General features: G+C 54.9%; 13 protein-coding genes. 11 read left to right on the top strand and 2 right to left on the bottom strand.

The features are described 5' to 3' along the window. The first annotated feature begins 9 nt into the window (after window positions 1-9). From trmB to arcA, 9 genes are all read left to right on the top strand, one after another. Window positions 10-726, top strand: coding sequence for a tRNA (guanosine(46)-N7)-methyltransferase TrmB (gene trmB, locus J0A66_RS12700; RefSeq protein WP_206574193.1), 717 nt, complete (start codon window positions 10-12; stop codon window positions 724-726). A 305-nt stretch (window positions 727-1,031) separates the two neighbouring features. Continuing rightward, window positions 1,032-2,063 carry a methyltransferase gene (locus tag J0A66_RS12695; RefSeq protein WP_206574192.1) on the top strand — a complete coding sequence of 344 codons (1,032 nt, stop codon included), beginning with the start codon at window positions 1,032-1,034 and terminating at the stop codon, window positions 2,061-2,063. Window positions 2,064-2,283: 220 nt separating this feature from the next. After that, window positions 2,284-2,532: a hypothetical protein gene (locus J0A66_RS12690; protein WP_206574191.1), complete on the top strand. Its 249-nt coding sequence runs from the start codon at window positions 2,284-2,286 to the stop codon at window positions 2,530-2,532. 180 nt (window positions 2,533-2,712) lie between these two features. Continuing rightward, complete coding sequence (gene glgC, locus J0A66_RS12685; protein WP_206574190.1) at window positions 2,713-3,936, top strand: glucose-1-phosphate adenylyltransferase; 1,224 nt, start codon at window positions 2,713-2,715, stop codon at window positions 3,934-3,936. Beyond that, window positions 3,936-5,375, top strand: coding sequence for a glycogen synthase GlgA (gene glgA / locus J0A66_RS12680; protein ID WP_206574247.1), 1,440 nt, complete (start codon window positions 3,936-3,938; stop codon window positions 5,373-5,375). The genes glgC and glgA overlap by 1 nt, the downstream gene beginning before the upstream one ends. Further along, complete coding sequence (locus J0A66_RS12675) at window positions 5,376-5,669, top strand: hypothetical protein (protein ID WP_206574189.1); 294 nt, start codon at window positions 5,376-5,378, stop codon at window positions 5,667-5,669. It begins immediately after the preceding gene. 364 nt (window positions 5,670-6,033) lie between these two features. Beyond that, a complete protein-coding gene (locus tag J0A66_RS12670; RefSeq protein ID WP_206574188.1) occupies window positions 6,034-7,623 on the top strand; it encodes an ATP-binding protein in 1,590 nt (529 codons plus the stop codon). Then, window positions 7,620-8,156 carry a YfiR family protein gene (locus tag J0A66_RS12665; RefSeq protein WP_206574187.1) on the top strand — a complete coding sequence of 179 codons (537 nt, stop codon included), beginning with the start codon at window positions 7,620-7,622 and terminating at the stop codon, window positions 8,154-8,156. The genes J0A66_RS12670 and J0A66_RS12665 overlap by 4 nt, the downstream gene beginning before the upstream one ends. Window positions 8,157-8,293: 137 nt before the next feature. Then, window positions 8,294-9,001, top strand: coding sequence for a two-component system response regulator ArcA (arcA, locus tag J0A66_RS12660; RefSeq protein WP_206574186.1), 708 nt, complete (start codon window positions 8,294-8,296; stop codon window positions 8,999-9,001). Between the two features lie 72 nt (window positions 9,002-9,073). Here the strand turns inward: arcA and pmbA are convergent, their stop codons facing one another. Next, window positions 9,074-10,405: a metalloprotease PmbA gene (gene pmbA / locus J0A66_RS12655; protein WP_206574185.1), complete on the bottom strand. Its 1,332-nt coding sequence runs from the start codon at window positions 10,403-10,405 to the stop codon at window positions 9,074-9,076. A 63-nt stretch (window positions 10,406-10,468) separates the two neighbouring features. Between pmbA and yjgA the strand changes: the two genes are divergently transcribed. Both yjgA and J0A66_RS12645 read left to right on the top strand, forming a co-directional pair. Further along, entirely contained in the window at window positions 10,469-10,975 is a 507-nt protein-coding gene (gene yjgA / locus J0A66_RS12650; RefSeq protein ID WP_206574184.1) for a ribosome biogenesis factor YjgA, read from the top strand. 6 nt (window positions 10,976-10,981) lie between these two features. Next, window positions 10,982-12,778, top strand: coding sequence for a hypothetical protein (locus J0A66_RS12645; protein WP_206574183.1), 1,797 nt, complete (start codon window positions 10,982-10,984; stop codon window positions 12,776-12,778). A 10-nt stretch (window positions 12,779-12,788) separates the two neighbouring features. On the opposite strand, the gene J0A66_RS12640 is transcribed toward J0A66_RS12645, so the two are convergent. Next, the gene (locus J0A66_RS12640) at window positions 12,789-14,759 is read right to left on the bottom strand and encodes a TonB-dependent receptor plug domain-containing protein (protein ID WP_206574182.1); all 1,971 of its coding nucleotides are present in this window, start codon (window positions 14,757-14,759) and stop codon (window positions 12,789-12,791) included. Window positions 14,760-14,773 lie beyond the last annotated feature (14 nt).

Here is a 14,773-nt window from a genome sequence, read left to right as displayed (position 1 = left end):
GAGTTCCACATGAGCGAACAGCAGCATGACCAGGCGCCTGAGAAGAGCGTCTATATTCGCAAGATCCGCAGCTTCGTCAAGCGCGAAGGGCGGCTGACCAGGGGCCAGGCCCGCGCCATCGAAAGCCACTGGCCGGCCATGGGTCTGTCCATAGAACAGGGCATGCTGGATTTCGGCCAGGTCTTTGGCCGTCAGGCCCCGGTAGTGCTGGAAATAGGGTTTGGCATGGGCAAATCGCTGGTGGAAATGGCCATGGCCGAGCCGGACAAAGATTTTATCGGTATCGAAGTACACCGACCCGGTATCGGTGTCTGTCTGATGGATGCCGGAGAAGCCGGCCTGACTAATCTGCGGTTGTTTGAGCATGATGCGGTGGAAGTGCTGGCCCAGTGCATCCCGGATAACAGCCTGACCAGGCTGCAGCTGTATTTCCCCGATCCCTGGCACAAGAAGCGTCACCACAAGCGTCGTATCGTGCAGCCGGAGTTTGCCCAAAAGGTTCGTCAGAAACTGGCCCCGGGAGGTGTCTGGCATATGGCGACCGACTGGGAAAACTATGCCGAACACATGCTTGAGGTGATGGGCCAGGCCGAAGGTTACCGCAATCTGTCCCAAAGCGGAGACTATGTGCCCAGACCGGATTTTCGTCCGCTGACCAAATTCGAGCAACGGGGCCACAGGCTGGGTCATGGAGTCTGGGATTTACTATTCGAAAGGATTGCCTGATGTTAGGGCGTGTTTGTCTTTCATATTGTCCCTTTGCTGGAGGTCATTTTTTTGCCCGGCAAGGAAGAAGGAGTGCGGTTTAGTGGGCCTAAATAAGCGACTGACCAATGGGAATGGAACCCATTGGAACAGTTTGGCTGGCCGCTTTTCGGAGAGTATTACGGATGATACGAGTAAAAATGACCCCGGCCCGGAGGGTTGAGGCTAAAAAGCATTCACTCTGCGTTGCTCCCAACTTATTTAGATGACTAAACGGCGTTACTCGCCTTGATTGAATACTTTTTTTGCTCTCAACAGAGGCCAATATGAAAGATAAACACGCCCTAAGTACCGCCAGTCAGTTATTGCTGCGCAGCCGCGACCTGTTCAGTCAGGGGCATTGGTTGCTGGTCAACCCACTGGACGCCCAGATTTTCCGCGAGCTGGGGGGGGAAGTGCAGGGTTTCCACCAGTACCTGGATATCTATCAACAGGCTTGTCAGTCGGGCAACGGCAAGTTGCATAAGTTTGCCGCCGGTTACCCGGCCGGGTCCCAGTTTGACGGTATAGTGATCTATATGCCCAAGGCCAAAGAACAGGCGCAGATGCTGATTGCCAACCTGGTTCACTGCCTGAAGCCTGGCGGCCAGTTGCTGCTGGTGGGTGACAACAAGGGCGGGGTCAAAAGCGCCCCCAAACTGCTGGCGCCCTACGCTACTCAGTGCAACAAGCTCGACTCGGCACGTCATTGCGCCCTGTTTGGCGCCATTGTTGAGACGCAGGGCAAGCCATTCAGGCTGGATGAATGGCAGAAAAAGATACAGATTTCTGTGGCCGATCTGCAGTATCAGGTCGTCAGTCTGCCGGGTGTATTCAGTCAGGACGCGTTGGATCCCGCTACCCGGTTGTTGCTGGAACAAGTGCAAAAGGTCCCTACCGGTCGATTGCTGGACTTCGGCTGCGGGGCGGGTGTTATCGGCTGTTTCCTGGGTCTGAAGAACCCCGTGGCCAAGGTGCTGATGTCTGATGTCAGTGCCCTGGCTCTGCACTGTGCCCAGCAAAGTGCCAGCATAAACGGCATCCGGGCCGAAGTGGTTGCCTCCCACGGCCTCAGGCAGTTGGAAGGCCAGTTCGACGCCATCTATACCAATCCACCCTTTCATACCGGTCTGAATACCGACTATCAGGTCGTTGAGGATTTTATTCGTCAGGCGCCGGCCATGATGACGCCAGGCGCGCCATTGTATCTGGTGGCCAACAGTTTCCTCAAATATCCCCCGATACTGGAACAGAGTCTGGGTAAGGTCACCACCCTGGCTGACACACCCAAGTTCCGGGTCTATCGCTGCCAACGCTGACGGATCAGGCGGGTGCATCCCTTTGGTGCAAACCCGCCCATTTTGCGCTCAAATCCTTGCAGCAAGCTGCTGACTTCCCCAACCCGTCATACCCTTGTCACACCTCATGTTTAGCCTTGGCCACCCTGTTCGACTGGGCTGGTGGGCGCTGTCCGCCGTCCCATCAGAACTGGCATCGAAATTGATTAGCCTTACTGGAATTAGCTTGGAGGAGATCCCCATGTCAGATGCAAATGTGCTGTTCGATACTATCCCTGTCCGGTTTGGCCGCAGTGCTGCCGTAGCGGCTGTTGAACAACGTCTGTGTGAACTTCAGGCAAGGGTCACACTCTGCAACGAACTGATGCTCGAAGAACCTGAATTCCGCTATGAGCACGAATTGGAGCGTGACTGGTTGCTTCGTCAGATCAGCGAGCATCAATTCGACCTGTGCAGGTTGAATCAGCCGTCGCTCAGACGCAGCGCCTGACCCGCGGCAGGATATCCGGGGACAGAAGAGTAAACCGCTGGAAGCTGATCTGGATCAGGCAGCCGGGACCTTGTTACGGGCCGTCTTGACTATACTTGCCATTCCACCGGTGACCGGCGCCATGGGCCCTTGCCGGCGGCGCCTGGTGTTACCCCGTAACGATCAACCTCCGGAGAGAAAATGGCCCGAACCCTTGCAATGATCCTGGCCGGCGGTGCCGGTACCCGCCTGCATCCCCTGACCCAGACAAGAACCAAGCCCGCCGTGCCATTTGCCGGCGCCCTGAGGCTGGTGGACTTCGTTCTCAACAATTTTGTTAATTCCGACCTGTTGAAGATTTACCTGCTGACCCAGTTCAAATCCCAGTCACTGAATATCCACCTGCGCCAGGCCTGGTATCTATCCGGCCTGACCGGCAATTTCATCGATGCCATTCCCGCGCAGATGCGTATGGGCAAACGCTGGTACGAGGGTACAGCCGATGCTATTTACCAGAATATCCGCCTGATTGAGAGCCATGATCCTGATCATGTCTGCATTTTCGGCAGCGATCATATCTACAAAATGGATGTACGCCAGGTACTGCGGTTCCACGAAAAGCAGCAGGCCGCTCTGACAGTTTGCGCTACCCGGGTGCCCGTCAGCCAGGCTCATCGTTTCGGTGTTATTGAGGTGGATGAGAAATTCCGCATGGTGGGCTTTGAGGAAAAGCCTGACAAGCCCAAAGCCCTGCCTGATGATCCCCATACTGCCCTGGTCTCCATGGGCAATTACGTGTTTGACGCCAAGGTCCTCTACAAGTCGCTTTACGCAGATGCTGAAGACAAACTATCCACCCATGATTTTGGCCACGACATTATCCCCGGTCTTTACCGTGACAAGCCTGTCTACGTGTATGATTTCACGCAAAACACCATTGACGGCGAAATAAATCAACATTACTGGCGGGACGTGGGCACCCTGCACTCTTTCTGGCAGGCGCATATGGATTTGCTGGCCTGTGAGCCGGCGTTTGAGCTGAACAATCCCAGATGGCCATTGCGCAGCTATCATCCGCCTGTTCCGCCGGCACGTATCCTGGCGGATCGACAGGGTAACCATTCTTCCATACTCAATTCCATTATCTCTTCCGGATGCAGGGTAGTGGGATCGCGGGTTGAACGCTCGGTGCTGGGATTCAACGTGCAATTGGGGGCTGGCTCCAGGCTGCAGGAATGCGTTATGCTCGGCAGGGCCGAAATCGGTGAGGGCTGCTGTCTGAAACGGGTCATTACCGACAAGGGCGTGGTGATTGCGCCAGGCACAGAGCTTGGCTTTAATCCTCAGCAGGACAGGGCCAGGGGGCTGACGGTAACGGATGAAGGGCTGGTCGTGGTGGCCAAGGGCATGAAGGTTGGATGTTGATGAAAATTCTCTTTGTTGTTTCTGAAGTGGAAGATCTGGCCAAAACAGGTGGCCTGGCCGATGTGGCAAAATCCCTGCCAATAGCCCTGAGATCGCTGGGCCATGATGTACGCATCGTTAAACCCTATTACAAGCAACTGGCGGACAAGTTCAAGCTGGAAAATGTGTCAGATGAACAGCAGGTTCATGCCGGCGACAAAGAATACCGTTTTAATATCAAGCGGCTGGAGCTGGAATCCGTACCGGTGTACTGCGTGGATTATCCCGACTATTTTCACCGGGCCGGGTTGTATTCCGACGGTTACCAGCCCTTTGGGGACAATGCTGAACGTTTTGCTTTCTTCTCGCTGGCGGCTTTGCAGACTGCCAGGGCGGTGGATTTCCAGCCCGATATCATTCATTGCAATGACTGGCATACCAGTCTGTGCAGCTATTTCATCAAGCGGGATCAGAGCGGTTTCTTCGCCCGCACCAAATCATTGCTGACTATCCACAATGGCGCTTACCAGGGCAGTTACCGTTTTGCCGATATTCCCTTTTTGCGTCCGCATAGCGAGCTGGCGGCGCAGATAGACAGTCATGGCAACCTTAACTTTCTGAAGATGGGCATTGTGTATGCCGACAAAATCAATGCGGTCAGCCCCAATTACGCCAGGGAACTGCTGACCCCCTTGGGCTCCCATAATCTGTACCATGAACTGCAAAGCCGCGCCAATGATGTCACCGGCATTCTCAACGGTTGTGACTACCAGCAGTGGGACCCCGCCTCCGATACCTGGTTGCCGGCTAATTACAACTCTGAGTCCCTCAAAGGCAAAAAAGTCTGCAAAAAGGCGCTGCAGGAAGAGGTGGGCTTGCCGGTTAAAGACGGGGTGCCGCTGATCGGCATGTTGTGCCGCCTCACCGAGCAAAAAGGCTTTGGCTACCTGTTGCCCATCCTGGGCCAGCTGTTGCAACACAATGTCCAGGTGCTGGTCATCGGCACCGGCGACCCGGTTATCAGTGACGTGTTGCAGTTCAATGCTGCCCAGCATCCTGACAAACTGGTGTTCAGAGACGATTTCAGCACCCGGATTGCCCATATGCTGGAGGCCGGCTGCGATTTTTTTCTTATGCCATCGTTGTTTGAACCCTGCGGGTTGAACCAGATGTACAGTCTGGCCTTTGGCACCATCCCCATAGTGCGGGCGGTGGGGGGGCTGCGCGACACTGTGCTGGATCTGCAGATGCTGCCTGAACAGGCCACCGGCTTTATGTTTGAAGCGCCGGACAGTTCGGCGCTGCTCAACTGCGTACGCCGTGCCCTGCTGTTTTACCACGAGTATCCGGATGAGTTCGTGCAGATGCAAAAGCGTGCCATGCGCCATCGTTTTACCTGGTATGACGCAGCTCTCAACTACCAGGCTCTCTATCAGAATTGCCTGCCGATGGATAACTGAATGCGGGTGTTTCTGCTCGGTGCGTTGCTAAGCGCCCAGACACTGGCGGTGCCGGACCAATGTATCCAGGCGCCACAGCGAAGCCAGCCCTGTCCGCATCTGATATACAAGATGGCCAGGCTGGACAAGGACCAACCCAGGCAATTGCTGTGTGTATGCCTTAGCGACTTCAAACCCCTCCTGCAGGAGCCGCAAACTGCAAGTGAAAGGACTGCCAGACAGATGGAGTTGCGTCGCCTTTCCGCTGAACTTGGTATTGAGGAAAGCCTGCTACTCGAAATCGTCCGTTACTGAGATCTTGCAACTCGGTGTGCTAAGGGGCCGGGACAGGTCTTTTCATAACCCTTCAGGCTGGGAAGAAACAGCTCCCCTTGCAAAGGTGATAGAAGGTGTTTTGGCGGTAGTCACGGGCCAGTTTTTGACCGGTCTTTTTGCAACAGACGATGAACAGACTCTCCTTCTAAGGAATGCCTTGCCATCGTATTCATTGGCGTTTCAGGCCTATTTGCCTGCAAAGATTTTCCTTTTTCGGAAGATTGTATCAATATGGTGATAAGCTTGAATAAGAAAACGATATAAGCAACTCAAGGCTGACCCCGATTCGATGGCGGAATATAAGCGAGTCCTTTCCATAAAGAGCCTGTTTATCTGGGTTGTGATGTCCATCACGACTGTTGCCTTGCTGTTCGCCTCCGCCATTTCCCTGTACGTGCAAATCAGCAACTACAAAGAAGAGATGATCGACGAGGCCACGACCTTCGCCGAATTGATCAGCCACAACGCTGCCAGTGGCGTGGTGTTTAATGACAATGTTACCGAGGAACAGAACCTCAAAGCCTTGTCGGCCGCAGGCTTTATCCACAATGTCCATATTTACAAGCTGAACCCCGCCAATGAGCTGGAGTTCTTTGCCAGTTACAATAAGACCGGGCAGGCCCCGGTGCGCGCCATGTTTGACAGAATTGAAACTCTCTCTGTGCCCGTATTCGGCCCTGACGCGCTGGAGCTGATCCAGCCCATCAGACAGGATGGCATCCTGGTGGGTTACGTCTATCTGCGCGCTTCATTAGAGGCACTGAACAAGCTGACCCTCAATACCGTTTTTATCACTCTGTCTGTGCTGTTGCTGGTACTGGTCTTCAGCTTCCTGCTGACCCTGAGGCTGCAGAAATCCATTACCCACCCCATCGAAGGGTTGGTGGACCTGGTCCAGCAAATTTCCCGCAAGAAAAGTTATTCCAGCCGGGCGCAGAAGTCCAACCTCAAGGAACTGGATATCCTGGCCAACGCCTTCAACGGCATGTTAGAGAAAATCGAAGAGCATATCTGCCGTCAGGAAGAGGCCGAGGAAGAACATCGACGGCTGAACCTGAGTCTGGAAGAGAAGGTCAATCAACGTACCATCGCCCTCAAAGAAGCCAACAAAGAACTTATCCAGACGCTGGAGAAGCTGCACCAGTTCCAGCGGCAGATAGTGCAAAACGAAAAAATGGCTTCTCTTGGGGATATGGTTGCCGGCGTCGCCCACGAGGTCAACACACCCATTGGCCTTGGGGTCACGGCCTCGACTATGATGCTGGACAGGCTGGCCCAACTGCAGAAAGACTTTGAGAGCAAGAATCTCAAAGCCAGTTCCCTGGCCAAATTTATCAACGAGGGAGAAGAGAACCTCAATATCATCTACCGTAACCTCAATCGGGCGGCCGAGTTGATATCCAGCTTTAAGCAGGTGGCGGTAGACCAGACCAGCGAGAGCACCCGGGTATTCTGCTTTACCCAACTGATGGATGAGATCCTGCTCTCCATGCGTCCGAGGCTGAAGAAGCTGCCTCACGAGATTCGGGTATATTGCAGCCGCGAATTGTATATAGAAAGCAAGGCAGGGCCCATCAACCAGATTATGATCAACCTGATCATGAATTCTGTTATCCACGGTTTCGAGTTTATGGAAAAAGGCCTGGTGGATATTTATGTGGAGATGCAGGGCGAAAGCAAGTTGTGCATCCGCTATGTGGACAACGGTAAAGGTATCCCCGAACATCTGTGCAAGCGTATCTTCGACCCCTTCGTCACCACCAAGCGCGGACAGGGGGGCAGCGGCCTGGGTATGCACCTGGTGTATAACCTGGTCACTCAGGCTCTGAACGGCTCGATTACTGTGACCAGCGAGGAAGGCAAAGGGGTGGAGTTCCAGATCGTCTTTCCGGTCCGGCGCGTCGAAGCTTCAGGGATGGCGAAAAGTTCATGAATGAGACAACAACGGTGCGGCTGGCTGGCCTGCTCCTGCTGATATGGGCAGGGTTTGTCCCGGCATCCCAGGGATTCAGCACCGAACAGCTCAGAGCACCTTTTCTGTTCCATATTGTCAATTTCACCACCTTTGCCGACGAACAGAGTCAGACGGCGCCGGTGTATTTTTGCTTTATGGAGGACAATGGATTCGGTCATGCCAGGGTGTTTCGCAATTCCGCCCGGCAGATGGTGAAGAACCGGCGCATTCAGTTGCTGGAACTAACCGATCTCGAACAATTACAAGAGCAGTATTGCCATCTGCTGTTTGTCAGTCAGGAGCAGGAAAGTGATGCCTTGTTTCTGACCCTGGCCGGCTTGAATCAGCAGACCATCTCCATAGGCGAAAGCATGAACTTCATCGAGAAGGGGGGCATGATGGCCATCCTGCCCCTGCAATCCAAGATGAAAATTTTTTTCAACAAAGAGGTGTACCAGAGTACAGAGCTCAAGTTCAGTTCGGCACTGTTGAAACGGGTGAATTTTCGCTGACTGGCGCTGTCAGAATGGACAATTGACGCACTACGCTAATAGAAGCAAGGAACCCCAGGCCAAACAGCGACTTATGAGAATGATCATTATCTGTTACTCTAATTGGTATTCAAAAAACAAAGCGTGGAATTGAAAAGATGCAGACTCCAAATATTCTGATCGTAGAAGACGAGGTGGTCACCCGGACGACCCTGAAAAGCCTGTTTGAAGCTGAAGGCTATCAGGTGTTTGAAGCGGAAAATGGTGAAGAAATGCACCAGACCTTTGCCGATCACAACATCAACCTGGTGATCATGGACATTAACCTGCCGGGTAAGAACGGCCTGATCCTGGCCAGGGAAGTCAGGGATCGCAAGAACGTGGGCCTGATCTTCCTCACCGGACGGGACAATGATGTGGACCGTATCCTGGGTCTGGAGATCGGTGCCGATGATTACCTGACCAAACCTTTTAATCCGAGAGAACTGACCATCCGGGCCAGAAACCTGCTGTCGCGGACTCTGAACTCCAATGAAGATGATGATTTGCCCAGCAAGGTCAGCTTCAACGGCTGGGTACTGGACGGAGACAGCCGCAGCCTGATCAGCCCCAAGGGTACAGAATTTCGCCTCCCGCGCAGTGAATTCAGGGCCCTGCACCTGTTCCTGCGTCATCCCGGTAAAATACTGACCCGGGAACAGCTGATCATGGAAATGACCGGTCGTGAACTGCGTCCCAACGACAGAACCGTCGATGTGACCATTCGTCGTATCCGCAAGCATTTCGAATCCGAGCCCAATGCGGAAGAACTGATTGTCACCGTCCATGGTGAGGGCTATCGCTTCTGTGGCGCTGTCGACGCCTGAGAAGTTATCAGACGGCAGTTGTCAGTTATCAGCAAGAACCCTGTTCACTGAAAACTGACAACTGTTCACTTCTCAATCGCCCGCCACCTGCATATTGTCAATCAGCACTGAGCCAGTCTGCACGGCACCGCGCTTCTCCGTATCCGTGCCGATGGCCTGAATACCCAGCAGCATCTGCTTGAGGTTGCCGGCGATGGTGACTTCGTGTACCGGGTATTGAATCTGCCCGTCTTCCACCCAGAAACCTGCCGCCCCCCGGGAGTAGTCTCCATTAACGATATTCACTCCCTGACCCATCAGCTCGGTAACCAGCAGACCTTTGCCCATCTCTTTGAGCAACTGCTCGAAATCCTGACCTGATGACCCGACCAGCCAGTTGTGGATGCCGCCGGCATGGCCGTTGCTGCGCAAGCCGAGCTTGCGGGCCGAGTAACTGGTCAGCAGGTAATGCTGCAATACGCCCTGCTCGATAATATCCAGATCCCGAGTCTGGACCCCTTCATGGTCGAAGCTTGAGCTGGCCAGTCCCTTGGGCAGATAGGGGCGTTCCTCTATTCTGCTCCAGTCTGGCAGGATTTGTTTGCCCAGATGATCCAGCAGAAAAGAGGACTTGCGGTATAAACTGCCACCGCTGATGGCGGAGACCAGATGACCAAACAGGCTGGAGGCGATCTCACGGTGAAAAATGACCGGCACTCTGGCCGTTTTAATTTTGCGTCCCCCCAGGCGGGATAAAGTTGCCTGGGCCGCTTCCCGGCCTATCTGCTCAGGGCTGCTGAGCCTGTCCGCTTCGCGGCTGATGCTGTAGGCATAGTCGCGCTGCATATCGCCATTCTCTTCGGCGATCAGCACACAACTCAGGCTGTAGCGGCTGCTGGGATAACCGGCGTTGATACCATGACTGTTGCCATAGACCTTGACGCCGAGATTGGCATTGTAGGAGGCTCCGTCAGAATTACGGATGCGCGGATCTGACTCAAAACCGGCTTTTTCGGCCAGAATGGCCTGGGCGATGCCGGCCTCGGCGTCCAGCTCGACCGGGTGATAGAGATTCAGATCGGGGAATTCAGTGGCGATCAGTTCCGCATCGGCTAAACCTGAGCAGTCGTCTTCACTGGTATAGCGGGCGATTTCTATGGCTTTTTCCACCGTCAGCTTCAGCGCCGCCGGGCTCAGATCGGCGGTGGAGGCACTGCCCTTGCGCTTACCCACGTAGACAGTAATACCCAGACCGCCGTCGTTGGTGAATTCTAGGGTTTCGACCTGCTGCATACGCGAGGATACGGCGATCCCCTGCACCTTGCTCATACTGGCTTCAGCCTGGCTGGCGCCGAGTTTTCTGGCCAGACCCAGCACATCGTCAACCACTGATTGGACTTCTGCTAGCGTTTGTTCTGCATTCATGTGGTATTGGTTTTGCTCAAAAGGTTACAATTGAACCGTTAGTTTATCATTAAAGACCATAAGATGACCGAATCGGACCAACAGGATTTAGATTTTAAAAGCAGGACGCAGCTCAAAAACGAGAGCCACGACTTGCAGAAACTGGGCGAAAAGCTGGTCGATCTGGGCCCGGCCGCCCTGGCCAAAATTCCCATGGACCAGGAGCTGAAGGATGCGGTGGTGCTGGCCAGACGCATCAACCGCAAGAAAGAAGGTTTTCGCCGGCAACTGCAGTTTATCGGTAAGCTGATGCGTAACCGCGATGTGGAGCCCATACAGCAGGCGCTGGATCTCTTGGAGAACAAACATCAGCAGGCCACCGCCAAATTCCACAAGCTGGAGAAACTGCGCGACGAACTGGTGGCCAAGGGCGATCCCGTCATTGACCGGCTGGTGGAGCAATATCCCGCTATCGAGCGCCAGAAGCTTCGGCAGCTTCATCGCCAGGCCCAAAAGGAACAAACGCAGAACAAACCGCCCAAATCTGCCAGGGAAATCTTTCAGTACCTGAAAGACAATATTCAGGAGTGAATTCTTATGCTTATCCGCCTTTTGCCGCTTTTTTGCCTGTGGGCCCTGTCCGGCTGTAATGGCACCTCGGGAGACAACGGCCCGGATCCTTTTAACCCCGGCACGGACGTGCAGTCTGTCAGGTTGGGGCATTTCAATGAACAGGGACAGTTTGTGGATGGGCAGATGGGCATCAGCCTGGCTCCGGTGGACGGTCAGGTACAGATCTCGGCCGGTGGCACCCTGGGACTGAGCGTCGGTGTGGCGGATGAAAACGGTGATCCCGTTAGCCAAGCCGCCACTGTTCAGTTCAGCTCCCCTTGCGTGACAGCCGGCGACGCAGTGCTGGATACCCAGGTGCAGACAGTAAACGGCGTTGCCAATGCTGCTTATGAGGACATCAGTTGTGCCGGCGCCAACGGCAGCACCGATGTTATCAGCGCCACACTGGAACTGGAGGATGAGACGCTCAGCCTGCAGCAAAGTATCAGTATTGCTGCCGAAGGGCTGGGGTCCATCAGCTTTGTGTCGGCAACGCCACAGAATATCCTGATTCAGGGCACCGGTGGGCAGGGCAATGAGTCCAGTGCCGTGCTGCAGTTCCAGGTCACAGGCGAACTGGGTAATTCACTCGCCCAGCAACAGGTCAGCTTCACCAGCAGCACTTCTGCAGGGGGGCTGTATCTTGATCCTGAACAGGCGTTGAGCAATGAAGAAGGACTGGTCAGCACCCGGGTCGTTGCCGGTACAACCCCGACAGTGGTGCGGATTACCGCCACTACGTCCGGTCAGGACGGTGTCCAGCTCAGCACTCAGTCTGACCTGCTTAGCGTAAATACGGGGCTTGCCGATCAGGACAGTATGTCCCTGGCCACCGACAGCTTCAACCTGGAGGGTTGGGATTTTAACGACGCCCAGGCCAGTCTGTCGGTCAGATTGTCTGACAGTTTCAATAATCCGGTCCCCGATGGCACGGTGATAAATTTTACTGCCGAAGGCGGCCAAATCCAGAGCCACTGCACGACTCAGGACGGCGGCTGCTCCGTGGCCTGGTTGAGTACGCATCCCAAGCCTCAGGATGGCAGGGTCACGATACTGGCTTATGCCGTGGGGCGCGAAACCCTGCTCGATGCCAACGGCAACAACGTATTCGATACCGTTGATGGTCAGGCCCTATACGACTGCCTGGATCATGGTTTTAACGGGATCTTCCCAGGCTGTACCCCCCAGATGGCCAGTACCGGTTTTATCGACATGAGTGAAGCCTGGCTGGATAGCGATGAAGATGGCCAGTGGGAGGCGGGAGAGGTGTTTGTCGATAACAATGGCAATCAGCAATTTGATCCGGCGGATGGGTTATTTAACGGTTTTCCCTGTCTCCACTCTGACCTGTGTGCCGGGCAGCAGGAAAATGCGGTAATCCGCAAGGCACTGGTTCTGACTCTGTCGGGTTCTGATGCTTACCTGAGCATAGTGGAAGGCGACAGTATATTATTCAGCAACTTTGGTATGGGCACTGAGCCTGAACTGACTATTGCCAGAGGGGAACAACGGGAGTTTGTCCTGCAGATGACTGATCAGGCCGGCAACCCCCTGCCAGCCCAAACTCAGATTGAGATCAGCACCGATGCAGGTTTGCTGGACGGCACAACGGCGTTTACCGTACCCAATACCCCACAACGTGGCAAAGGGGTCAGCCTGAGGTTCGAGTTGCTCAACAATCTCCAGCAATCCGACAGCGCGACAAAGGCCAGTATCCTGATCCACGCAGTCACCCCGCAAGGGATTGAATCGGAACTCGCCCTGGCAGTGAATCTGCAATAACCCGGATCCCTCAGAAGCGGTAGCCGTAGCGGAGGAACCACAGGCGGCTGCCGTCGTTGCCCGGGATGACCCGGTTGTCGATAAAATCCTGCACATCTGCATATTGCAGGGTTTCTCCCAGCAGGTTCTCTGCACTCAGTGTCAGGCTGTGTCCATCCCACTGGTACTGATAACTGACGTTAAGCAAATAAGCCTGTGAGGCAGCGGCATGCTGGGCGATATAACGCCACGAAGCGCCCAGTTGGCTGTTGGCGTCCAGGTAGTAATTGACTCCCAGGGAGGCGGTCAGATCGGCAAAGAAATAGGCGCTGAGATCATCCTCCTTGCGATCGCCTGCATCGGGCTGATAGGCGGCATTGGCCAGCAAGGTGAAGCTGGGCCAGCTGCGTTGCCAGTCCACTTCCACTCCGTGGCGGGAAAAGTTTTCCGCATTCCGGTATTGGGCTGAGGTGCCTGCGGCATTACTCACCCGCTGGATAAAGTCTTCCGCCTTCAGGTAGTAGGCGTTGATCACCAGCAACTGGGTATCGGTCTGATAGCTGTACGCCAACTCCAGGGAGTCCACCTTTTCAGCCACCAGATCCTCTGAACCCAACACTACCCCGGGCGGGATATTGATATATTGCTGGAACAGATTGGGCGCGTTGTAACCTGTAGCATAGAGGAACTTCAGTGAGGAGTGCTGGCTGAGACGATTGACCACCGACAGACGCGGCAACCACTTGCTGCCGGCACTCTGATTGTCGACGAGTCTGGTGCCCAGCAACCAGCGCCAGTTGCCGCGGTGGTAATCCAACTGGCCGAACAGGGATGACTCATGGACACTGGCCGCTGGCATAGCCGTGACCCGCACCTGGCCCTGGCGATCCTGCTGTTCGTAGGGGCCGGTCTGCCGATGTTCCCATTCTGCGCCCAACAACAGATTCATGTTGTCGCTATATCGTCCGCGCCACTGTCCGCCCAGTCGCCAGCGAAAGTTATTGTCCCCCTCGTTAAAGGTCTGTGTACCAAATTCCCGGCCGGCAAACAGGTTGTCATTGGCAATTTCCAGGTAGAAGCGGTTGTAGTCCGTATACCACTCCAACTCTCCCCAGGCGGTGTCCAGTGAATAATTCAGGGCCAGCAGGTCGCCGCGGTATCTCAGCTCGCTCAGATTGGTGCTGGCGGCGGGTCCGGCCAGTCCCTGGGTAAGGGTTTCAAAGCTCTGCAAGGTCAGGTCCAGATCCTGCCAGTGCAACTGCAACATGGCGCTGCGCTTTTCAAAGCCCCGCTCAAATTCCGCATTCGGGGGCGGTACTGAGGGAAAGAAGGGCGGTTGCGGGCGGTTGGTATAAGAAGCGGTAAAGCCATCTCTATCCAGCCATTGGCCGGACAGTTCCAGGTGCAAACCTTCCTTGAGCTGAAAACGCCCATATGCCTGAACGCCCTGCTCATTCTCTGAGCCGGCATGCAATTGCAGGGTTTTCTCCTGCCGTTTGCGGGTAACGATGTTGATCACGCCGGCCGAGGCGTTGGTGCCATAGATTACGGCGCCAGGACCGCGGATAACCTCAATCCGCTCGATGGCAGAGGCCGGTATCCCCAACAGGGCATTGTCACCGTGGGAAGGCTGCCAGTAGGGTACCCCGTCCAGCATAAACAGCACTTTCTGGTTGAATGGCTCGACCAGACCGCGGATGCCTACCGTGGTCGTGCCGATGGCCGTCTTTTGTACCTGCACCCCCGGCAGGAAACTAAGCACATCCTCCACCTTGCGCAGACCCATGCTCTGCATCTGCTCGTAGTTGAGACTGGAGACCACCGCGGGGGTCAGACCGATCCGCTCTTCATCACCGGTAGCCACCGACACGGACATTTCCAGCAGTTCATCGAAGGACAGTTCAAACAGCTCTGGCTGCTCATTCTGCTGGGCGTGCAAAAGGCAGGTGAACAACAGTGCGAACGCACCGAATAGGGTATCAGACGATATCTTGATGGACATGGAGATGCTGCGAT

Origin of the sequence: Bowmanella dokdonensis, from assembly GCF_017254865.1 — a bacterium.
GTDB lineage: Bacteria > Pseudomonadota > Gammaproteobacteria > Enterobacterales > Alteromonadaceae > Bowmanella > Bowmanella dokdonensis.
Note: the sequence above shows the minus strand (reverse complement) of the source record. Positions and strands in the feature narration are given on the sequence as shown.

What these genes read in the sequence shown, in the direction of transcription:
- J0A66_RS12675 (WP_206574189.1), top strand. Translation starts at nt 5,376, where the DNA reads ATGCGGGTGTTTCTGCTCGGTGCGTTGCTAAGCGCCCAGACACTGGCG.
- J0A66_RS12670 (WP_206574188.1), top strand. Translation starts at nt 6,034, where the DNA reads ATGTCCATCACGACTGTTGCCTTGCTGTTCGCCTCCGCCATTTCCCTG.
- trmB (WP_206574193.1), top strand. Translation starts at nt 10, where the DNA reads ATGAGCGAACAGCAGCATGACCAGGCGCCTGAGAAGAGCGTCTATATT.
- yjgA (WP_206574184.1), top strand. Translation starts at nt 10,469, where the DNA reads ATGACCGAATCGGACCAACAGGATTTAGATTTTAAAAGCAGGACGCAG.
- arcA (WP_206574186.1), top strand. Translation starts at nt 8,294, where the DNA reads ATGCAGACTCCAAATATTCTGATCGTAGAAGACGAGGTGGTCACCCGG.
- J0A66_RS12665 (WP_206574187.1), top strand. Translation starts at nt 7,620, where the DNA reads ATGAATGAGACAACAACGGTGCGGCTGGCTGGCCTGCTCCTGCTGATA.
- J0A66_RS12645 (WP_206574183.1), top strand. Translation starts at nt 10,982, where the DNA reads ATGCTTATCCGCCTTTTGCCGCTTTTTTGCCTGTGGGCCCTGTCCGGC.
- J0A66_RS12690 (WP_206574191.1), top strand. Translation starts at nt 2,284, where the DNA reads ATGTCAGATGCAAATGTGCTGTTCGATACTATCCCTGTCCGGTTTGGC.
- J0A66_RS12695 (WP_206574192.1), top strand. Translation starts at nt 1,032, where the DNA reads ATGAAAGATAAACACGCCCTAAGTACCGCCAGTCAGTTATTGCTGCGC.
- J0A66_RS12640 (WP_206574182.1), bottom strand. Translation starts at nt 14,759, where the DNA reads ATGTCCATCAAGATATCGTCTGATACCCTATTCGGTGCGTTCGCACTG.
- pmbA (WP_206574185.1), bottom strand. Translation starts at nt 10,405, where the DNA reads ATGAATGCAGAACAAACGCTAGCAGAAGTCCAATCAGTGGTTGACGAT.
- glgA (WP_206574247.1), top strand. Translation starts at nt 3,936, where the DNA reads ATGAAAATTCTCTTTGTTGTTTCTGAAGTGGAAGATCTGGCCAAAACA.
- glgC (WP_206574190.1), top strand. Translation starts at nt 2,713, where the DNA reads ATGGCCCGAACCCTTGCAATGATCCTGGCCGGCGGTGCCGGTACCCGC.